Here is an 18785-nt window from a genome sequence, read left to right on the forward strand (position 1 = left end):
TTTTTTGACCCGCAGGCCAATTTTTTTCAGCCGAAGGCCTTCCAGCCGGCGTGAAGGCGCGTCGCGGACGTCAGTACACAGAGCATGGCGTAGAAATAGGCAAGCCCGGTGAAGTGCTCAGGCCACAGGCACATGGCGAGGAAGCAGAGGATCGTCTCCGTGCCTTCCGTCAATCCGCCGAGATAATAGAAGGCCTTCGACGGATAGGTTGCACTCTTCAGCCCGCGCTTCTCGGCCAGCACCGCGAAGGCGAGGAAGCTCGTGCCCGTCACCACGAAGGCGGCGAGCAGTGCTGCGGCGGCGAGCGCATTCTGCTCCGGCGCAGCGAAGCCGAAGGCCAGCGGGATCGCCGCGTAGAAGACGAAGTCGAGCGAGATGTCCAGGAAAGCACCGCGCTCCGAGGTGGTCGAGAGCCGCGCCAGCGCACCGTCGATGCCGTCCAGCGCCCGGTTGGCAAGAAGCGGGATGACGGCGAGCAGGCTGTGGCCGGAGGCGACCAGCACCGCCGCCAGCAGGCCCAGCGCAAAGCCCGCCAGCGTCACCTGGTCGGCGGTGAAGCCGCGTTTTGAAAGCCACTGCGCGGCAGCGTCCACGGCAGGCTTCACGAGGCTTAGCGTCAGGCGGTCAAGCATGGGTCACCGTGGCGTGTTTTAGCAGCAGAAGGCGGCCATTTGCGGGCACGTCGGCCATGTCATGCGTCACCATCAGGCAGGGAATGCGTCGCGCCGCGATGTGCTCGAACACGAAGCTGCGCAGGCTTTGCCGCAGCTCGGCGTCCAGCTTGTTGAAGGGCTCGTCCAGCAGCATGGCATGAGGCTCCGCCACCAGTGCCCGCATCAGCGACACCCGCGCCCGCTGCCCGCCCGAGAGCGTGTGTGGCGGACGGTCGCCGAAGCCCGATAGCTCCGCTTCGGCAAGCGCAGCTTCCACCTTCGCCAGCCGCTCCGGACGCGGCCCGCGCGGCATACCGAACAGCAGGTTCTCCGCCACGGTGAGATGCGGGAAGAGAAGGTCGTCCTGGAACAGCCGCCCGATGCGCCGCGTCTCCGGCGGCAGTCCGTCGAGCGAATTGCCGTCGAGGCTCACATTGCCCGAGGTCGTGAAGGGGCTCGTGAGATCGCCCGCGATGAAGGAGAGGAGCGTCGACTTGCCCGACCCGCTCGCCCCCATCAGCGTCACCGTCTCGCCCGGCGCGACGATGAGCGAGACGGGTGCGATGAGCGGCTGCCCGCCAATCCTGATGGATACAGTCTCCAGTCTCAGCGCCATCTGGGCCTCCCTAGCAGGGCCGCGGCGAGGAAGGCGACGAGCGGCGGCACCGTGAGTGCCAGCGCGAAGGCGGCGGTGAGCGGACGGTTACCGCCCGAAGCCAGCGTCACCGCCTCCATCGGCAGTGTGCTGAAACGCCCCGCGGCAATGAGCTGTGCCGGCACGAATTGCGCGATCGACACCGCGAAGCCGATGGCTGCCGCGATGAGCAGCGGCGCCTTCAGCAACGGCAGCTTCACGCGTGCCCACGCCGAGAGTTGCGAGGCGGCGAGAGCGCGGGCCGCCGCGATGTAGCGCCCGTCAAAGGCGCGGTAGGGCCCGGCGAGCACGATCAGCACATAGGCCGCGACTGGTGTCAGATGGGCGAGGAACAGCCCGAACAGCGTGCCGGTGAGGCCGAGCGGCAGGAGCAGCCGGTATTGCCCTCCGGCACTGGCAAGCTGCGGCAATGCCAGCGCCACAAGCGCAAGCCCGATCACCCAGCGGTCTCGATTGCGGTCTTGCGTTTCGAACCACAGCACCGTACTCGCCACCGCCACTGCGGTTGCGGCCAGCGCCAGCAACAGGCTCAGCCACAGGGGTGCAGGCGATACCGCCATCCAGGCAGAGGCATCCACGGCGGCCGGCAGCAGGGCCGGGTAGGGCCACCGTGGCGCAAGGGAGAGCAGCACGAGGACGAGCAGCGCCAGCGCGAGCATCGCTGTTACGGCCAGCCCGATGACAAGGGCCGTGGCGCGCGGACGCTGCAGCAGCGAGGGACCTGCCGTCAGCATGCGGTGGGTGGCATTGCGTCCGGCACGCTTCAGCAGCGCGACGGCGGCGAGCACGATTGCCAAAGCCCCCGTCAGCAGCAGGGTCATGACGAGGCCCATGCCGTTCGTCATCGGCTCGGCATTGTTGAGCGCATGCCAGATGACCACGGCAAGAGTCGGCGGCTGGGTGGGCCCCAGCACCAGCGCCATGTCGACGACCGTCGCGCCATAGACGAAGACGATGACCAGCGGCCAGCGCAGCTCCTTCATCAGCGGCGGCAGCACGACGCGCAGGAAGGCGGAACCCGGCGCATGGCCGAGGCTCGCCGCCGTGCGGGCTTCGGCCCTGAGCCGTGCCGCCGCATCGCCACGTGACAACACCGCGAAACCGGCGGTGAGCAGGAAGGGTACCTCCTTCAGCGCCAGCGCCAGCGTGAGTGCCACACCCCACGGGTCCTGCACGCTCACCCAGTACGGCGGCGCATCACCACCCACGAACAGCCGCGCGATGAGGCCCGACGGCATGATCAGGAAGCCGAAGCCGATGGCGAAGGCGAGATGCGGAATGGCAAGTCCCGTCGCCGCCACGGCCTGCAGCCTGTTCCACATGGCGCTGCGGGAAAGTCCGCCGATCAGCAACAGGCTGATCGCCAGGGCGATGAGCGTGGAGACGGCACCCGTCGCAAGCGACAGCGCCAGTGCCGGCCACAATTGCGGATGCGCGAGCGCCATGTGCCAGGCTGCGCCGTCGCTTGCCGCAGGCAGAAGCATGGCGAGTGACAACAGCAGCGGCAACGCCCACAGCAGCGCCAGCGGTGCCGCGCCGAGCCTGTTCATGCGCCGTAGCGTTCGAGCCATGCCGCCTCGAGCAGCGGCACCCAGCTGCCATGCGGCTCGGGGATGGTGCGGGCGGGTTTCTTCACTGAGCCCGCCACCTTGGCATGGTTGAAGAGGGCGCGCTGGGAGGGGTTGAGCTTGTCCATGTCCAGCACGGTGGGATCGCCCCACAATTTGAGGTCGGCCTTGCGGGCCTGCGCCTCCGGCGAGAGCAGGAAGTTCGCCGTCACCTGTGCTGCGGCCGTCGATGTCGAGTTGATCGGAATCGCCACGAAATGCGTGTTGCCGATGCTGCCGTCGCGGTTCTGCCAGGCGATGGTGGTGTCGGGCAATGTTCCCGCCATCACCAGGTTCGCGGGTTCATTGGGGTTGAAGGTAAGGCCCATCAGCAACTCGCCATCGGCCAGCATCTGCGTCACCTGCGCCTGCGATTGCGGGAACTGCTTGCCCTCGCGCCACAGGCTGGGGTGCAGCTGGTCGAGGTATTCGAACAGCGGCTTTGATGCTTCGGTGAATATCGCCTTGTCGATCGACACGGGCAGCAGCGTGCGGTCCTCGATGGTTTCGGCCAGCGCCTGCTTGATGAAGGTGTTCCCGTGGAAGTCGGGAGGTGCCGGATAGATGATGCGGCCCGGCTCTTCCTTCGCGAGGTCGAGGAGTTCCATCATCGACATCGGCGGCGTGTCGAGCTTGGCGCCATCGGCGAAGAAGGTCAGCTGTGCCATGCCCCAGGGCGATTCGAGCCCCTCGGTGCCCTCCGCGAAGTCGACGCGCGTCGTCGGCTTGCCGTCGATGTCGACCAAGGCGAAATTGGGCAGATCCTCGGTGAAGGGGCCGAAGAGCAACTGCTCTTCCTTCATCACGTGAAAATTCTCGCCGTTGATCCAGATGAGGTCGGCGCTGCCATCTTTTCCGGCCCTCACTTCGTCCCGCACGCGGCGCACCGCCTCCGCCGTGTCGGTGAGCTTCACATGCGTGAGCGCGATGCCGTAACGCGTGTTCAGCTCGTCTGCCACCCAGGCGATATAGGCATTGACCTGCGGCGAGCCGGCCCAGGCGTTGAAATAGACGGTCTGGCCCCTGGCCTTTGCCTCGATGTCAGCCCAGCTTTCTTCGGCGCGTGCGGTCGAGAGGAAGGGTGTCAGGCCCAGAAGGCCCGCAAAGCTGCGGCGCGTGAGTTTCAGGTGCATCGATCCGTCTCCGTCTCCACCCCTCTTAGGCGGGCAGAGCGCAAATGAAAATCAGCTTGCCGTGAATGGCTCGGCCAAGTGCCTGATCTCACATCCTGCTCGGTCGTCATCCCGGCGAAAGCCGGGATGACGTCAATGCCAGGTGTGGCTCCGTGCCAGCAGTGGTCAACGCGGCGGCGTCCAGGCGGTTGCGGTGGCGGCCGTCTTGTCGAGAATGGCAAAGCCATTGGCGTCCACCGCATAGGTCGTGCCCCAGTCCTCGCCCGGCCAGCGCACGCGGACCTGCGCTGCCGTGGCCTCGCCGATGCCGAAATGCACCCATCCCGACTGGCCGGAGACGTGGCCGCCGCCCGAGGTAACCTCGCGGGTCTGGGTGCCCAGATCGGTCTTCACCTCGACCATGGCGCCGATGGCGTTGACGTTGGAGCCCGGTGCCTCGAGCGTCACCTCTATCCAGTTGCCTGCCCCTGACGTGACATTGCGCCAGATCTGCGACGGCGAATTGCGGTTGACGACGAGCAGGTCGACGAGGCCATCGAGGTTGAAGTCGACGAGTGCCCCGCCCCGCGCGGTCTCGGTTGAGGCGACGCCCGCCTTCTCGGCCATCTCGATGAACTTGCCATCCTTGCCCTGGACGAGAAGATTGTTCGGATCCTTCATGGCGAAGTCCGGCATCGCGGAGACATTGCCCTTGGCGATGAACAGGTCGGCCAGCCCATCATTGTTCACGTCCTGGAAGTCGACGTGCCATGCGGTCGATGGCTTGAGGTCGTTGCCCATGAAGGGCCGGTGCGCAGTCACCCCCTTGGGCCAGGCCACGTCCTTGAAGGTGGGCTTCGGCGCCGCGCCGTCCTTGGGCGGCTCCTTCAGTGTCTGCAGCTTGTTGTCGGCCATCGAGGTGATGGCATATTCCTGGTAGCCGTCGCCATCGAGGTCATAGCCGGCGAGCCCCATGCCCCAGATGCGCAGGTAGGCCCAGCCATCTTCCTTGGCATAGAGCTTCGGCGGCTGGCCCGGCCGCACCTGCCACATCTGCTCTTGCCCGCCCTCGTAATATTCGCGGTCATTGGCGAGACGCAGGTCCGCCGTGCCGGAGTTGTTCCAGTCGGTGAACAGCATGGAGAGCGGGCAATAGCTGGGCGTCAGTTCGATGGGCGTGTCGAAGCCTTTCGCACCGGGCTTCGGCCGCTGCAGCACGTTGGGCGTGCAGGAGCCCCAGGGTTCCAGCTCCTGCTTGCGGTCGATGTAGTTGCCGATGGCGATGGTGGGCCAGTCATTGCCCTTCTCCCATTCGGCTGAATAGGCGGTGGACCAGCCATCGCCGCCCGCGAAGCTCCAGTCCTCGTTGGCGCGGGTGAACTGGCAATCGCCCTTGCCCTTCATCACGATGTTCTCGCCGACGCGGAGAACCACCACGTCCATGATGCCATCGCCATCGACATCGAGCGGATAGGCGCCGGTCATGGCGTCGAACTCGAGGCCACTCGTCTGCTTCTCGAACGTCAGCGCGCCACCGCGCGTGCTCTTGTTCACGTAGAAGGTGGCAGGCTTCTCGCCGCCGGCAATCAGCACGTCCTCGAAACCGTCGCCATTGCAGTCGAAGGCGGCAGCACCGCCGCCCACCATGTATTGCCACTCGCCCGTGTAGACACTGTCGATGCCGGAGGTCTTGGTCTCCTCCACGAACGCCGGAACCACCGGGCCTTCGGCGGCAAGTGCATGGCCTGCGCAGGCGAGGATCGCGGCAGCAGCGAAGCGCAGCCTCATGTCGAACTCCTGGTGCGCAAGCCAATGGCGAACTGGGCAATGCAGCGGCCCTGTTCGAGGCCCTGCTCGATGGCCGGCCGGAAGTGGATGCCGCCATACATGCGCGAGATGCCGGCCTCGTTCGCCGCCGCCGTGAAGCTGGGGAAATTGCGCGCGCCCAGCCCGTCGCGCTCATGGCTGCGGTCGGCGAAAGCAAAGTTCTCGCCATAGATCGAGGTCAGCACCGCAGCGGCGGCCCCTGACTCGGTCGAGTGTCCGCTCGGATATTCCGGGAAGGGCGGCGTGATCAGCAGCGGCTCCCATTTGGCGTCGATCAGCTTCTTGATCACGCTCACGGGCCGCACATAGTCAAACTGGTACTTGGCGTTCCAGCAGCCGATGAAGCCATCCGCCATGGCCACGCCGAGGCGCATCATCACCTCGGCCGAGCGGTCGAGGCCGGCCTTCTCCTGCGCCAGCAGGTCATGCGCGATGGCGATCCAGTGCCCGGGTGGCGTGAAGGACAGCATCGGGTCGTCCGACCAGAAGCGCGCAATCGCCACCTGTTCCGGCGTCAGGTGCGTGGTGACGTCATAGACGTCCCTGGCCTGCTTGTAGAACGCCGAGGATGGGTCCTCGCTGAAGGGGATCGGCGGCGGCAACCCGCAGCTCGCACCCGAAGGCATGGCGAAGGTCCGGTTCTGGCCCCACTTCGGCAGCAGCGGAAACTGCTGCTGGCGGATGGCGCTGGTCGGGTTCCAGTGTCCAGGCTCCTTCGACACCTCGTAAGCCATGGGGAATCCCATGTTCTCGATGACGGCACCACCATCAGTGGCAGACCAGTCGATGATCGCCGCCTTCAGCGCCTCACCATAGGAGAGGCTTGCTTCCACGACGTCGGGGGCCAGGCCCTGCAGCGCATCGCCCTTCAGCTTCTTCTCTGCCGCCGCCATCACGCGCTGGCCGGTGGGGCCGGTATTGCCGAAGAAGCTCTTCACGGCAGACGCCATCACGCAGTGGGTGATCACTGCGTCCGAATAGGTCTTCGCCGGATCGCGCGGCGGCAGCGCCTTCAACCCGTTGAGCTGGCCTGCGAGCGAGACCAGCGAGGTCGAACCCGAGGCCACCGCCTGGTAGGCGGCAACACCGAGATAGGCGAAGGCGCGGCTCGCCACAGGCGGTGAATAGGTGGCCGTATGGCGCACCAGCATCAGCACCACCTTGTACCACTGCCGCAGGATTTCCCCGCCATTGTCCGCGGCGCGAGCCGTTGCGGGCAAGAGTCCCAACAGGGCAGTGGCGGCCCCAAGCTGCAAGGCACGGCGGCGTGTGATGCTCATGAAATGTCCTCCAGTTCGCGCACCCGCTTTGCCAGCGGACCAAGCGCAAAGATCTCCCGGTCGACGTGGCGCAGCGCGCGGTCGATCGTTCCCTTGATGATCATGTCGGTGGCGATCGGCACCACCTCGATCTCGACGTTGCGGCGAAGTTCGTCGACGACGCCTGCTTCCAGCGCGCGGTCGAGGTGCGGGCGGATCAGCGCCATGGCCCTGGTGCCCGGCCCCGCCAGCACGATGCGCGACGGCGTCAGGATGGCGATGAGGCGGGCGAGCCCGAAGCCCAGCGCCTCGCCCGCCTTGGCATAGGCCGAGACGGCGGCCTCCTCGCCGCGGTGTGCGGCAGCTTCCAGCGCCAGCATGTCCTCATGCGGAATGGCGTTCGATGACGGCGCCTGTGTCATGGCCTGGCCCGAGGCCCAGCGCAGCAGGCTGTAGTCGGCCACATAGGCCTCGACACAGCCGCGCCGACCACATCGGCACAAGGGGCCGTCGGGCAGATGGTTCATGTGCCCGAACTCGGCCGCAGCGCCGGTGGGGCCGTGATAGACCCGGCCGTTGATGATCAGCCCCATGCCCACGCCATAGCCCATGAAGATGACGGCCGCCGTGCCGCCATAGCGTTCGCGGTCACTGCCGATCAGTCCTTCGGCGATCATGTTGGCGTCGTTCGCCACGCGGCAGGGAATGCCAAGCCGATCCTCGATGGCGGCAGACACCGAAATGTTCCGTCCACGGAAGGCCGGGCTCCACACCAAGGTGCCGGCCTGCGAGTCCGCCACGCCCTGCACTGCGATGCCGACGCGCGCCACGCGGCTGGAGGGCACGCGCGCCTTGGCGAGCAGCGCGGTGATCTCGTCCGCTACCAGCTTGCCGAAGACAGCGGGATCGGCGTCATAGGTGGTGGTGCGCGAGGTGCGGCGGGCCAGAATGGCGCCACGCCCGTCGGCCAATGCGAGTTCGAGACCGTCGATCGACACCTTCACGGCCACCACATTGGCGCTCTTCGGGTTGAAGTCGATCTGCGTGGTGGGCCGCCCGCGCCGCTGCGGCCCCTCGGCGGGCGCATGCGTCGCACTCGCCTCCTCGAGGATGCCGTCGGTGATCAGTTGCGAGGAGATCGTGGTGATCGAGGCGGGGGAGAGCCCGGTGTGGCGGCCCATGTCGACCCGCGCCATGGCGCCGTGCTGGCGCAGCGCCTCCATCAGCAGGAGGCGGTTCTGCCGGCGCACAAGATCGCTGTCGGCCTTCTCCCGCATGACTCTCCCATTTCGCATGTGCAACATTCTTTTTGCGTTGCACTATTTTGTTTTGCTTATTTTGCATGTTGACTCCGAAGGAGGTTTGTCGCAACATTTTTTTGGACGCCGAAATAAAACAACAGATCGTCCATGGCCCAGGAACCCCGTGTGGTGGCGTGACAGCTGCTTTCAGGGAGGCGTCCCACGGGGACCATACGGCTTGGAGGAGGACCCAAAATGTATCGCAAGTTCCTGACACTGGCGGCCGGCGCTGTTGCGCTCACCGCGGCCAGCCTTTCGACCTCGCCGGCCATGGCCGCCGGCAAGAACATCTGCGTGTCCTGGAAGACCTTCCAGGAAGAGCGCTGGAAGACCGACCAGGCGGCAATCAAGGCCGTGGTCGAGGCTGCCGGCGACAAGTACATCGACGCTGACGCCCAGGGCTCCGCCCAGAAGCAGGCTGCCGACATCGAAAGCCTGATCACCCAGGGCTGCAACGTCATCATGGTCGTCGCCTTCGACTCGGACGCCATCCTGCCGTCCTTCAAGGCCGCGTCTGACGCTGGCATCAAGATGCTCTCCTACGACGTGCTCGTGGAAGATCCGAACGCCCTCTACGTCACCTTCGACAACGTCGGCGTCGGACGTCTGATGGCCACCGAGATCCAGAAGGCCAAGCCCGAGGGCAACTATGCCTTCATCAAAGGCGACAAGGGCGATCCGAACGCCACCTTCCTCTTCCAGGGCATCATGGAAGTTCTGCAGGCCGGCATCGACGGCGGCAAGATCAAGAACGTCTGTGAAACCTTCACCGACGGCTGGAAGCCCGACAATGCCCAGAAGAACATGGAACAGTGCCTGACCTCGACCAACAACAAGGTCGATGCGGTGGTGTCCGAGAACGACGGCATGGCTTCGGGCGTCGTCGCCGCTCTCGATGCACAGGGCCTCGCCGGCTCGGTTCCGGTCTCCGGCCAGGACGGCGACAAGGCCGCTCTGAACCGCGTGGCACTCGGCACCCAGACCGTCTCGGTCTGGAAGGACTCGCGCGTCCTCGGCAAGGCAGCGGCTGAAGCCGCCGTCGCCATCGCCGATGGCAAGGATCCGACCACGCTGGCTGGCATTTCCAAGTTCAACAAGGGCGCCAAGGGCGTCGAGGTGAACTCCATCCTGCTGACGCCGAACCCGATCACCACGGGCAACCTGGCCGACGTGATCACGGCGGGCTGGGTGACCAAGGACGAAGTCTGCGCCGGCGTGAAGGCTGGCTCGGTCGCGGCCTGCAACTAAGCAATGACGGGGCTTTCGCCCTGACATGACACTGGGGCCGCGCCGCCTGGCAACACGGGTGGTGCGGCCTTTCCATAAGTGAAAAGCCGCGGCGACACGCGGCGGCAAACGAAAATGGGGGAAAGCCGATGTCGGCCACAACGGGCGGTTCGCAAAGTCCGGCCATGATGGAAGAGGGCCTGATCGGGCGCTTCCTCAGGGCCACCGAGATCGACACGCGCATGCTCGGCATGCTCGCTGCATTGTTCCTGATCTGGGCGGGCTTCGATCTCTATGGCCTGTTCTTCAAGCCGGGCGACGGCCTGCTCGGCGGCCAGTTCCTCACCCCGCGCAATCTCTGGACGCTGCTCGTCCAGACGTCCTCGATCGCCGTCATGGCCACCGGTATGGTGCTGGTCATCGTCATGCGGCAGATCGATCTTTCCGTGGGCTCGGTGCTCACGACGATCGCTGTCGCCATCGGTGCACTGCAGGTCTACAAGCTGGGGCCGCTGCTGGGTGTCGGCAATCCCTCGATCTGGATCATCGCCGTCGTGGCCGGCCTCGCGCTCGGCGCCATCATCGGCGCGCTCAACGGTGCGCTCACCGCCTATGCGCAAATCCCCTCCTTCATCGTCACGCTGGGCGGCCTTATCGCCTATCGCGGCCTCGCCTTCCTGCTCGCCTCCGGTGTCACCATCGCGCCGATGGACAACACCTACGTGCTGATCGGCGGCTATGGCCCTGCCGGGTCCATCGGCCCCGTGTGGAGCTGGGTGCTGGGCCTTCTCGCCTGCGCGGGCATCGTGCTCGGCATCCTGCGCGGCCGCCAGCAGAGGAAGAAGTTCGGCTTTCCCCTGCGCCCCGTCTGGGCAGAGGTGACGCTGGGCGCCATCGGCAGCGCCATGGTGCTGGGCATCACCGCCGTGGTGAATGCCTACCCCTGGGCGCCCAAGGTCATCGAGAACTACGCCAAGGAACACAACATCACCATTCCGCCCGGCACGCTTGATGCTTCGGGCTCCGCCCTGTGCATGGACGGCGACAAGGTGGTGCGCTGCGTGAGCGGCCTCATCTTCTACAACGGCTTCGCCATTCCGGTGCTGATCGCCATCGTGGTTGGCCTGGTGATGACCTTCCTCGCCACCCGCACCCGCTTCGGCCGCTACGTCTATGCTGCGGGCGGCAATCCGGAAGCCGTCGAGCTCGCCGGCATCAACTCACGCAAGCTCACCGTTCTGGTGTTCACGCTGATGGGCGTGCTGGTCGGCGTCTCGGCCATCATCTCGTCGGCCCGCCTCAACGCCGCCACCATTTCGCTCGGCCAGTCGAACGAGCTCTACGTGATCGCCGCCGTCGTCATCGGCGGCACCTCGCTCGCCGGCGGCATCGGCACCATCTATGGTGCCATGCTCGGTGCGCTGCTGATGCAGTCGCTGCAGTCCGGCATGTCGCTGTTGAATTTCGACTCGGCCTATCAGGACATCGTCGTCGGCGTCGTGCTGGCGCTCGCCGTCTACCTCGACCAAGTTTACCGCCGCCGCGCCAAGTAAGGGGGATCGCATCATGACCCATGCTCACAAGCAGCCCACCAAGGTCGAACGCTCCGGCCCGCCGCTGATCGAGATGAAGGACATCTCGATCGCCTTCGGCGGCATCAAGGCGGTGGACCATGCCTCCGTCGATCTCTACCCCGGTGAAGTGGTGGGCCTCCTCGGCCACAATGGTGCCGGCAAGTCGACGCTGATCAAGATCCTGTCGGGCGCCTACACGCGCGACCATGGTGACATACTGATCAACGGCGAGAAGGTGGAGATCAGCAACCCGCGTGACGCCAAGGCGCTGGGCATCGAGACCATCTACCAGACGCTGGCCTTGGCCGATAACGTCGACTCGGCCGCCAACCTCTATCTCGGCCGCGAGCTGCGCACCTCCTGGGGCACGCTGGACGATGCCGCGATGGAATCCGAATGCCGCAAGGTGATGGGCCGTCTGAACCCCAACTTCCGCCGCTTCAAGGAGCCGGTAAGGGCCTTGTCCGGCGGCCAGCGCCAGTCGGTCGCCATCGCGCGCGCCATCCACTTCAATGCCCGCATCCTGATCATGGACGAGCCGACCGCGGCGCTGGGCCCGCAGGAAACCGCCCAGGTGGGCGAGCTCATCAAGCAGCTCAAAGCTGAAGGCATCGGCATCTTCCTCATCAGCCACGACATCCATGACGTGTTCGATCTCGCCGACCGCGTGACGGTGATGAAGAACGGCCGCGTGGTCGGCACGGCGCGCACCACGGATGTGGACCATGACGAGGTGCTGGGCATGATCATCGCCGGCAAGTGCCCTCCGGGCGCTGTCCCTGGTCCCGGCGCATTGCAGAGCGCCTCGGCGGCGGCGTGAGCCGTTTCGACGTCGTCTCGCTCGGCGAGCCGCTTTATGAACTGAACCGCCAGCCGGATGGCAACTGGCTGACGGGCTTCGGCGGCGACACGCTCAACGTCGCCATTGCCACTGCCCGCCTCGGCAGCAATGCAGCCTATGTCACAAGGCTGGGCGATGACATCTTCGCCCCTGAACTCCGCGCGTTGTTGAACCGCGAGGCGATCGACACCAGCGCCGTGGTCACCGACACGGGCGCTCCCACCGGTGTCTACTTCGTCACGCATGGTGCCTCGGGCCACGTCTTCACCTATCGCCGCGCGGGCTCCGCCGCGAGCCGCATGGTGCCCGCCGACCTTGACGCCGGCTTGATTGCCTCGGCCCGCTTCCTCCATGCCTCCGGCATCAGCCAGGCGATCAGCGAGACGGCGGCGGAAACGGTTGCTGCCGCGATCGTCATCGCCCGCAAGGCAGGAGTTGGCGTGTCCTACGACACCAATTTCCGCCCGCGCCTGTGGACGGCCGAGAAGGCGCGGCCTGTAGTCGAGGCAGCCGCCGCGCAGGCCGACATTCTCAAGACCTCCGCCGAGGATGCGGAAGCCCTGTTCGGTCTGACCGATCCGGCCGAGATCGGCCGCTGGTTCCTCGGCCTCGGCGCCAGTGCGGTGGTCATCACCCTCGGCAGGGATGGCGTTGCACTCGTCACGCGGGATGGGGCGGAGCAGGTGCCCGCCCGCAAGGTCGCGGCAGTGGATGCCACGGGGGCGGGGGATGCCTTCACCGGCGCGCTGCTCGCCCAGCTGGCGCGCGGCCAGCCTCTCAGCGATGCGGTGCGCTTCGCCAATGCCGCCGCCGGGCTTTCCACGCTTGGCTATGGCGCCATCGCACCCCTGCCGCGCCGGGCCGCCGTGGAGGCCCTTCTGGCTGCCGCTGATTGATCTGGATCAAGGCCCCGCGCGGTCCCCGCCCTGAAATTGGCGGGAATTATCCAGGAACCACGCTTTGATGTCCGAGGCCGCCGTGAGTGAAAAGCCGACCCTGCTGGCGCGCAACCCGCTGGACATGATCGCCAGCGCCCATGCCGTTCAGGTCGAGATGTGCGACGCCATGGAACGCATCGCCGATGGCCTGCCGGACGAGGTGGACCGCCGCCTTTGCGCCCAGGTCGCCTCCTCCCTGCAGTTTGACCTGCCGCTCCACCACCATGACGAGGAGGAGGGGCTGTTCCCGCTGCTCCGCGCCCGGGCCAGGCCCGAGGACGCCGTCGACAAGATCCTCGAGCGGCTGGCCTGCGAGCATGACTCGGACAATGATTTCGCCTCCGAGATCGCCGAGGCGCTCGAAACGCTGGGCCAGGGCGGCCGCCCTGCCAACCCGGAAATGCTGGGCTACATGCTCCGGGGCTTCTTCGAGCGCTATCGCCGCCACGTGCACTGGGAAAACCAGCTGGTCATGCCGCTGGCCCGCCTGCGCCTCACCAGGGATGATCTCGCGCAGCTCGCTGCGCGCATGAACGAGAACCGCCGCCAGGCCGGCTGAGGCCCCTCCAGCCCCGCACAATCTTTCCTTCCTAGCGTGCCGCCATTGCTTCAGCGGAGTCGAAGGAATGTGTCTCGTCCCCAGGGTGCCGAATGTCCGATAGTCCCGGCATCACCGTGCTGCGGCTTCGGTCGTCGCTTGATCCCACTGCCATCGATGGCCTGCTGCAGGACCTGCGCAGGGCGCGCAACACCGCGGTGGTGGTGGAGGCGGGCGACGTCACCCGCGTCTCCACCCTGGCGCTGCAGGCGCTGCTCTGCGCCTGGATGACGTGGCGCTCCGACGGGCATGATTTCCATGTCGCCTCCGCCTCGCCCGCCCTCACCGATGCGGCCCAGCTCCTGGGCCTCCCGAAAGACTTTCTCTCCCGCGAAGGACTCACTGCATGACTGTCACTATTCTCACCGTGGATGACTCCCGTACCATGCGCGACATGCTCCGCATGGCTCTCGTCGATGCCGGCTTCCGTGTCGTTCAGGCCGAGGACGGGCTGCATGGCCTTGATGTGCTGCGCGGCGAAAAGCCGCAGGTGGTCATCACTGATATCAACATGCCGCGCATGGACGGCTTCGGCTTCATCGAGGCGGTCCGCCAGGATGCGCAGTACCGCGCCATTCCCATCCTGGTTCTGACCACCGAGAGCGACGACGAGAAGAAGCTGCGCGCCCGCCGCGCCGGCGCCACCGGATGGATCGTCAAGCCCTTCGACCCGGCGAAGCTCATCGCCGCAGTCCGCCGCGTGGCCGCCTGAGGGGAGTGCCGGCATGGACCCGATGGCCGAAATCCGTCTGACCTTCTTCCAGGAATGCGAGGAGCAGCTCACCGCCCTGGAGAACGGCCTTCTGTCGATGCAGGAAGGCGACAGCGATTCCGAAACCGTCAATGCCGTGTTCCGCGCCGTGCATTCGATCAAGGGCGGGGCCGGCGCCTTCAAGCTCAATGCGCTGGTGAACTTCGCCCATATCTTCGAGACGGCGCTCGACAGGGTGCGCTCCGGCGAACTGGTGCCCGATGTCGATGCGATGAAGCTGTTCCTGCGCGCTGCCGATGCGCTGGCCGACCTTGTGTCGGCGAGCCGTGACGGCGGGGTGGAAGTCACCGCTCCCTATGTGGCCATCGAAGAGGAATTCAACGCGCTCATCGGTGGCGGTGGGGCCGCCGCCGAGGAGGACGAATTCGCGAACCTCGCGTTCCAGCCCATCATCACCGCCTTCGACGAGCCACCGCCACCACCGGCACAGAACGTCTTCACCATCCGCTTGCGCCCGCTGCGCGAGCTTTTCGCCAAGGCCAATGAACCGCTGGCGCTGTTCCGCGAACTGGCACGGCTCGGTACGCTCACGTCGATTTGCGATATCAAGAACCTTCCCTTCCTCGACACCTTCGAGCCGGAGGACAGCTATCTCTCCTGGGAACTTCGCCTCGAAACCGACAGCCAGCGCGCGGCGGTGAAGGAGGTCTTCGATTTCGTCGAGGGCGACTGCGACCTTGCCATTGAGCTTGCGCAGTCCGCCACGGCGCCGCCGCCGCCGGAGATGGACATCACCGCAATCCTCCGCAAGGTGCGCGAGGAAGCCCCGGCGATCGCCGCCGCGGCTGCCGCCGCCGCACCCCCGCCGGAAGCCGACGCCGCGCCCAAGGCCGTGAAGGCCGCCGTGCAGCCGACGATCCGCGTCGATCTCGACCGCGTCGACCGCCTCATCAACCTCGTGGGCGAGTTGGTCATCAACCAGGCCATGCTCACCCAGCGCGTGCTGCATTCGAGCCACGTGCGCGACCGCGAGGTGACCTCGAGCCTCGAGGAGCTGGAGCGGCTGACGCGCGAGATCCAGGAAAGCGTCATGGCCATCCGCGCCCAGCCGGTGCGCCCGCTGTTCCAGCGCATGTCGCGCATCGTTCGCGAAGTGGCCGATGCCACGTCCAAGGATGTCCGGCTGCGCACCGAAGGCGAAGCGACCGAAGTCGACAAGACGGTGGTCGAGCTGCTGGCCGACCCGCTTACCCACATGATCCGCAACGCCGTGGACCACGGCCTCGAAGGGCCGGAGCAGCGCGTCGCCGCAGGCAAGGCGCCCGAGGGCACCGTCAAGCTCGCCGCGGCCCACCGGTCCGGCCGCGTCATCATCGAGGTCAGCGACGACGGGCAGGGCATCAACCGCCCCAGGGTGCTGCAGAAGGCCATCGCCAACGGCCTCGTGCCGCCCGATGCGCAGCTGTCCGACAGTGAAATCGACAACCTGCTGTTTCTGCCCGGCTTCTCCACCGCAAGCACGGTGTCCAACATCTCGGGGCGCGGCGTCGGCATGGACGTGGTCAAGCGCTCGATCCAGGCGCTGGGCGGACGCATCTCGATTGCCTCGGCACCCGGCAAGGGTTCCACCTTCACGCTCTCGCTCCCCCTCACGCTCGCGGTGCTCGATGGCATCGTGGTCACCGTGGACGAGCAGGTCTTCGTCATTCCGCTCACGGCCATCGTCGAGACGGTGAAGCACGAGCCCTCGCGCATCCATCACTTGGGGGATCACTCCTTCGTGCTGCGCGTGCGCGACGTGCTGGTGCCGCTGATCGATGTCGGCGCGGAGCTGGGCGTGCGCGGGCCGACGTCTGACCTGCGCTCGGGTGTCGCCATCCTCATCGAGACGGCCAACGGCACGCGCAGCGCCCTTCTCGTCGACAATATCCAGGACCAGCGCCAGGTGGTGATCAAGAGCCTCGAGACCAACTACATGCGCGTCGACGGCATTGCCGCTGCCACCATCCTCGGCGATGGCCGCGTGGCGATGATCCTTGATGTCGATGCGCTGGTGGGCCCCCGCCACCATGACTGGGTCGCTGCCGAAACCCCCCTTGCCAAAGCGAGCTGATGTCCATGATCGAGAAATCCCTGAACCCGCAGAGCCGCGAGGCCGAATTCGTCGCCTTCCGTGCCGGCAGCCTCGAATTCTGCATCAACATCATGTCGGTGCGCGAGATCCGCGGCTGGACGCCGGCCACCGCCATCCCGCGCGCACCCTCCTACATCCGCGGCGTCATCAACCTGCGCGGCGTGGTGCTGCCCATCGTCGATTTGGGCGTCAGGCTCGGCCTGCCGGGCACCGAACCCACCGCGCGCCACGTCATCATCGTGGCCCAGGTGGGCGAGCGCGCGGCGGGCCTGCTGGTCGATTCCGTGTCCGACATCCTCTCGGTCGAGGATACCTCCATCCAGCCCACGCCCGATGTCGCCTCCCAGCTTGCCCGCATGTTCGTGCGTGGCGTCATCGCCATGGATGGCCGCATGATCTCCGTCATCACCATGGACAATGTGCTGCCGGCGGGCATGGATCTGGAAGCCGCATGAACACCCAAGCTGCGGTTCCGCTCGCAGCCGGCGAGTTCGGCTTCGACAGGACCGATTTCGCTTTCATTGCCAATACCCTTTACGAGGATGCGGGGATCAGCCTGCCCGCCTCGAAGGCCAACCTTGTCTACTCGCGCCTCGCCAAGCGCCTGCGCGCGCTGGGGCTGGAAAACTTTCGCGACTATTGTGCCCTGGTTGACTCGGAGGACGGCGCGGACGAGCGCGCCCAGATGATCGCGGCGCTCACCACCAATGTCACGCGCTTCTTCCGCGAGCCCCATCACTTTCAGCACCTGCGCAGCAAGCTGATCGAGCCGATGGCCAAGGAACTCCGCGACGGCCGCCGCCTGCGCATCTGGTCGGCCGGCTGCTCCAGCGGTCAGGAGCCTTATTCCATCGCGCTCTCCATTCTCTCCGTGCTGCCGGATGCTCGCGCCTATGACACCCGCATCCTGGCGACTGACATCAATCCTCTCGTGCTCGAGACTGGTCGCAAGGCCACCTATCCCGCCGAGGAAGCGGCAAGCCTTCCCGCCGAACTCCGCCGCAGCTGGATGGAGAGCACGGGAACCGGCACCTTGCGCTTCGACGAGGCGCCGCGCGGCCTCATCACCTTCCGCCAGCTCAACCTCATTGGGTCCTGGCCGATGAAGGGCCCGTTCGATGCGGTGTTCTGCCGCAACGTCGTGATCTATTTCGACGAGAAGACGCAGATGCGGCTTCTCAACCGCATGCTGCCGCTCATCCGCCCTGGGGGTTACCTCTATCTTGGGCATTCCGAACGCGTCATCGGCCCTGCCGAGACGCTGTTCAAGATCGACGGCACCACCGTTTACCGGAAGATTGGAGGCTCCCCGGCATGAGCAAGATCAAGGTCCTTGTCGTTGACGATTCACCCACCATGCGCCAGCTCGTCGCCAATGTGCTCGAGGCTGACCCGGAGATCGAGGTGGTGGGTACGGCAAATTCGGCGCTGCAGGCGCGCGAACTCATCAAGATGCTCAACCCGGACGTCATGACCCTCGACGTCGAGATGCCCGAAATGGACGGCATCTCGTTCCTTGAGAAGGTGATGCGCCTGAGGCCGATGCCGGTGGTCATGGTGTCCTCGATGACGGCCCGCGGCACCGACACCACCATCGCTGCGCTGGCGCTGGGGGCGGTGGATTGCGTGGTCAAGCCCAGTGTCCAGAATCCCAACAGCTTCGACGAGCTTCCCGCCAAGGTGAAGATCGCCTCCAACGTGAAGCGCCGTGCGCAGGTTGCCCGGGCTGTGGAGCAGACACCACCTGATGCGAGCGCCTACAAGTCCGACGGCAGGATGATCTTCATCGGGTCCTCCACCGGTGGCGTCGAGGCGCTGATCTCGATCCTCACGGCCTTTCCCGCCAATTGCCCGCCGACCCTCGTCACCCAGCACATGCCCCCGGTGTTCACCCGCAACCTTGCGGTCCGACTCGACAAGATGTGCGCACCCGAAGTCATGGAGGCGACGATCGGCGCGGCCTTGAGGCCCGGCACGGTCTACATCGCACCCGGCGGCGAGCTTCACCTCGAGGTGACGGGGCGCTCGACCTTCGCCTGCGCGCTGAAGACGGGCGGCCCGGTGAACGGCCATTGCCCATCCATCGACCGGTTGTTCTCCTCGGCGGCACGTTCGCTGGGTCCCCGCGCCGTTGGCGTGCTGCTCACCGGCATGGGGCGCGACGGCGCCCAGGGTCTGCTCGAAATCCGCCAAGCGGGCGGCCGCACCATGGCCCAGGACGAGGCCTCGTCCATCGTCTACGGCATGCCCAAGGCGGCAGTCGAGCTTGGCGCGGTCGAGGTCCAGCATCCCATCACGCGCATCGGCCACGCCCTCATCGAGGCGACGGCCGTCAGGACATAACGGA

At 66.1% G+C, this 18785-nt stretch carries 18 protein-coding genes; 11 read left to right on the forward strand and 7 right to left on the reverse strand.

The window, feature by feature from the left end; translation table 11 throughout:
• Nucleotides 1–26 precede the first annotated feature (26 nt).
• From WCJ41_RS02580 to WCJ41_RS02610, 7 genes are all read right to left on the reverse strand, one after another.
• Nucleotides 27–632: a CDP-alcohol phosphatidyltransferase family protein gene (locus tag WCJ41_RS02580; RefSeq protein WP_336904255.1), complete on the reverse strand. Its 606-nt coding sequence runs from the start codon at nt 630–632 to the stop codon at nt 27–29.
• Nucleotides 625–1269, reverse strand: coding sequence for an ATP-binding cassette domain-containing protein (locus WCJ41_RS02585; RefSeq protein WP_336904256.1), 645 nt, complete (start codon nt 1267–1269; stop codon nt 625–627). Before WCJ41_RS02585 ends, WCJ41_RS02580 begins: the two co-directional genes overlap by 8 nt.
• On the reverse strand, nt 1260–2858 hold the full coding sequence (locus WCJ41_RS02590) for a hypothetical protein (RefSeq protein WP_336904257.1): 1599 nt from the start codon (nt 2856–2858) through the stop codon (nt 1260–1262). Before WCJ41_RS02590 ends, WCJ41_RS02585 begins: the two co-directional genes overlap by 10 nt.
• Nucleotides 2855–4048, reverse strand: coding sequence for an ABC transporter substrate-binding protein (locus tag WCJ41_RS02595; RefSeq protein WP_336904258.1), 1194 nt, complete (start codon nt 4046–4048; stop codon nt 2855–2857). The genes WCJ41_RS02590 and WCJ41_RS02595 overlap by 4 nt, the downstream gene beginning before the upstream one ends.
• A 165-nt stretch (nt 4049–4213) precedes the next feature.
• The gene (locus WCJ41_RS02600; RefSeq protein ID WP_336904259.1) at nt 4214–5815 is read right to left on the reverse strand and encodes a CRTAC1 family protein; all 1602 of its coding nucleotides are present in this window, start codon (nt 5813–5815) and stop codon (nt 4214–4216) included.
• Nucleotides 5812–7134, reverse strand: a complete 1323-nt coding sequence (locus tag WCJ41_RS02605; RefSeq protein ID WP_336904260.1) for a vanadium-dependent haloperoxidase — start codon at nt 7132–7134, stop codon at nt 5812–5814. The genes WCJ41_RS02600 and WCJ41_RS02605 overlap by 4 nt, the downstream gene beginning before the upstream one ends.
• Nucleotides 7131–8390 (reverse strand): ROK family protein, encoded by a 1260-nt coding sequence (locus WCJ41_RS02610; protein ID WP_336904261.1) that lies wholly within the window; start codon nt 8388–8390, stop codon nt 7131–7133. Before WCJ41_RS02610 ends, WCJ41_RS02605 begins: the two co-directional genes overlap by 4 nt.
• 294 nt (nt 8391–8684) lie before the next feature.
• Here WCJ41_RS02610 and WCJ41_RS02615 point away from each other — a divergent pair, with 294 nt between their 5' ends.
• The 11 genes from WCJ41_RS02615 to WCJ41_RS02665 all read left to right on the forward strand — a co-directional run bounded on the left by WCJ41_RS02615 (nt 8685) and on the right by WCJ41_RS02665 (nt 18781).
• A complete protein-coding gene (locus WCJ41_RS02615) occupies nt 8685–9662 on the forward strand; it encodes a substrate-binding domain-containing protein (protein WP_336904291.1) in 978 nt (325 codons plus the stop codon).
• 128 nt (nt 9663–9790) lie between these two features.
• Nucleotides 9791–11194: a sugar ABC transporter permease gene (locus tag WCJ41_RS02620; RefSeq protein WP_336904262.1), complete on the forward strand. Its 1404-nt coding sequence runs from the start codon at nt 9791–9793 to the stop codon at nt 11192–11194.
• A 13-nt stretch (nt 11195–11207) separates the two neighbouring features.
• Entirely contained in the window at nt 11208–12035 is an 828-nt protein-coding gene (locus WCJ41_RS02625; RefSeq protein ID WP_336904263.1) for an ATP-binding cassette domain-containing protein, read from the forward strand.
• Complete coding sequence (locus WCJ41_RS02630; RefSeq protein ID WP_336904264.1) at nt 12032–12952, forward strand: sugar kinase; 921 nt, start codon at nt 12032–12034, stop codon at nt 12950–12952. The genes WCJ41_RS02625 and WCJ41_RS02630 overlap by 4 nt, the downstream gene beginning before the upstream one ends.
• A 67-nt stretch (nt 12953–13019) precedes the next feature.
• Nucleotides 13020–13553, forward strand: coding sequence for a hemerythrin domain-containing protein (locus WCJ41_RS02635; protein WP_336904265.1), 534 nt, complete (start codon nt 13020–13022; stop codon nt 13551–13553).
• A gap of 92 nt (nt 13554–13645) precedes the next feature.
• Nucleotides 13646–13942, forward strand: coding sequence for an STAS domain-containing protein (locus WCJ41_RS02640; protein ID WP_336904266.1), 297 nt, complete (start codon nt 13646–13648; stop codon nt 13940–13942).
• On the forward strand, nt 13939–14304 hold the full coding sequence (locus tag WCJ41_RS02645; RefSeq protein WP_336904267.1) for a response regulator: 366 nt from the start codon (nt 13939–13941) through the stop codon (nt 14302–14304). Before WCJ41_RS02640 ends, WCJ41_RS02645 begins: the two co-directional genes overlap by 4 nt.
• A 13-nt stretch (nt 14305–14317) precedes the next feature.
• Nucleotides 14318–16417 (forward strand): chemotaxis protein CheA, encoded by a 2100-nt coding sequence (locus WCJ41_RS02650; RefSeq protein WP_336904268.1) that lies wholly within the window; start codon nt 14318–14320, stop codon nt 16415–16417.
• Nucleotides 16417–16893 carry a chemotaxis protein CheW gene (locus WCJ41_RS02655; protein WP_336904269.1) on the forward strand — a complete coding sequence of 159 codons (477 nt, stop codon included), beginning with the start codon at nt 16417–16419 and terminating at the stop codon, nt 16891–16893. Before WCJ41_RS02650 ends, WCJ41_RS02655 begins: the two co-directional genes overlap by 1 nt.
• Nucleotides 16890–17756: a protein-glutamate O-methyltransferase CheR gene (locus WCJ41_RS02660; RefSeq protein WP_336904270.1), complete on the forward strand. Its 867-nt coding sequence runs from the start codon at nt 16890–16892 to the stop codon at nt 17754–17756. Before WCJ41_RS02655 ends, WCJ41_RS02660 begins: the two co-directional genes overlap by 4 nt.
• On the forward strand, nt 17753–18781 hold the full coding sequence (locus WCJ41_RS02665; RefSeq protein WP_336904271.1) for a chemotaxis response regulator protein-glutamate methylesterase: 1029 nt from the start codon (nt 17753–17755) through the stop codon (nt 18779–18781). The genes WCJ41_RS02660 and WCJ41_RS02665 overlap by 4 nt, the downstream gene beginning before the upstream one ends.
• Nucleotides 18782–18785 lie beyond the last annotated feature (4 nt).

The organism is Aestuariivirga sp. (assembly GCF_037139295.1).
Taxonomy (GTDB): Bacteria; Pseudomonadota; Alphaproteobacteria; order Rhizobiales; family Aestuariivirgaceae; genus Aestuariivirga.

Excerpts from the sequence above, each read along its gene's own strand:
- WCJ41_RS02640 (WP_336904266.1), top strand. The coding sequence starts at position 13,646 with ATGTCCGATAGTCCCGGCATCACCGTGCTGCGGCTTCGGTCGTCGCTT.
- WCJ41_RS02580 (WP_336904255.1), bottom strand. The coding sequence starts at position 632 with ATGCTTGACCGCCTGACGCTAAGCCTCGTGAAGCCTGCCGTGGACGCT.
- WCJ41_RS02665 (WP_336904271.1), top strand. The coding sequence starts at position 17,753 with ATGAGCAAGATCAAGGTCCTTGTCGTTGACGATTCACCCACCATGCGC.
- WCJ41_RS02590 (WP_336904257.1), bottom strand. The coding sequence starts at position 2,858 with ATGAACAGGCTCGGCGCGGCACCGCTGGCGCTGCTGTGGGCGTTGCCG.
- WCJ41_RS02595 (WP_336904258.1), bottom strand. The coding sequence starts at position 4,048 with ATGCACCTGAAACTCACGCGCCGCAGCTTTGCGGGCCTTCTGGGCCTG.
- WCJ41_RS02600 (WP_336904259.1), bottom strand. The coding sequence starts at position 5,815 with ATGAGGCTGCGCTTCGCTGCTGCCGCGATCCTCGCCTGCGCAGGCCAT.
- WCJ41_RS02660 (WP_336904270.1), top strand. The coding sequence starts at position 16,890 with ATGAACACCCAAGCTGCGGTTCCGCTCGCAGCCGGCGAGTTCGGCTTC.
- WCJ41_RS02635 (WP_336904265.1), top strand. The coding sequence starts at position 13,020 with ATGTCCGAGGCCGCCGTGAGTGAAAAGCCGACCCTGCTGGCGCGCAAC.
- WCJ41_RS02645 (WP_336904267.1), top strand. The coding sequence starts at position 13,939 with ATGACTGTCACTATTCTCACCGTGGATGACTCCCGTACCATGCGCGAC.
- WCJ41_RS02625 (WP_336904263.1), top strand. The coding sequence starts at position 11,208 with ATGACCCATGCTCACAAGCAGCCCACCAAGGTCGAACGCTCCGGCCCG.
- WCJ41_RS02650 (WP_336904268.1), top strand. The coding sequence starts at position 14,318 with ATGGACCCGATGGCCGAAATCCGTCTGACCTTCTTCCAGGAATGCGAG.
- WCJ41_RS02585 (WP_336904256.1), bottom strand. The coding sequence starts at position 1,269 with ATGGCGCTGAGACTGGAGACTGTATCCATCAGGATTGGCGGGCAGCCG.
- WCJ41_RS02610 (WP_336904261.1), bottom strand. The coding sequence starts at position 8,390 with ATGCGGGAGAAGGCCGACAGCGATCTTGTGCGCCGGCAGAACCGCCTC.
- WCJ41_RS02615 (WP_336904291.1), top strand. The coding sequence starts at position 8,685 with ATGGCCGCCGGCAAGAACATCTGCGTGTCCTGGAAGACCTTCCAGGAA.
- WCJ41_RS02620 (WP_336904262.1), top strand. The coding sequence starts at position 9,791 with ATGTCGGCCACAACGGGCGGTTCGCAAAGTCCGGCCATGATGGAAGAG.
- WCJ41_RS02605 (WP_336904260.1), bottom strand. The coding sequence starts at position 7,134 with ATGAGCATCACACGCCGCCGTGCCTTGCAGCTTGGGGCCGCCACTGCC.
- WCJ41_RS02655 (WP_336904269.1), top strand. The coding sequence starts at position 16,417 with ATGTCCATGATCGAGAAATCCCTGAACCCGCAGAGCCGCGAGGCCGAA.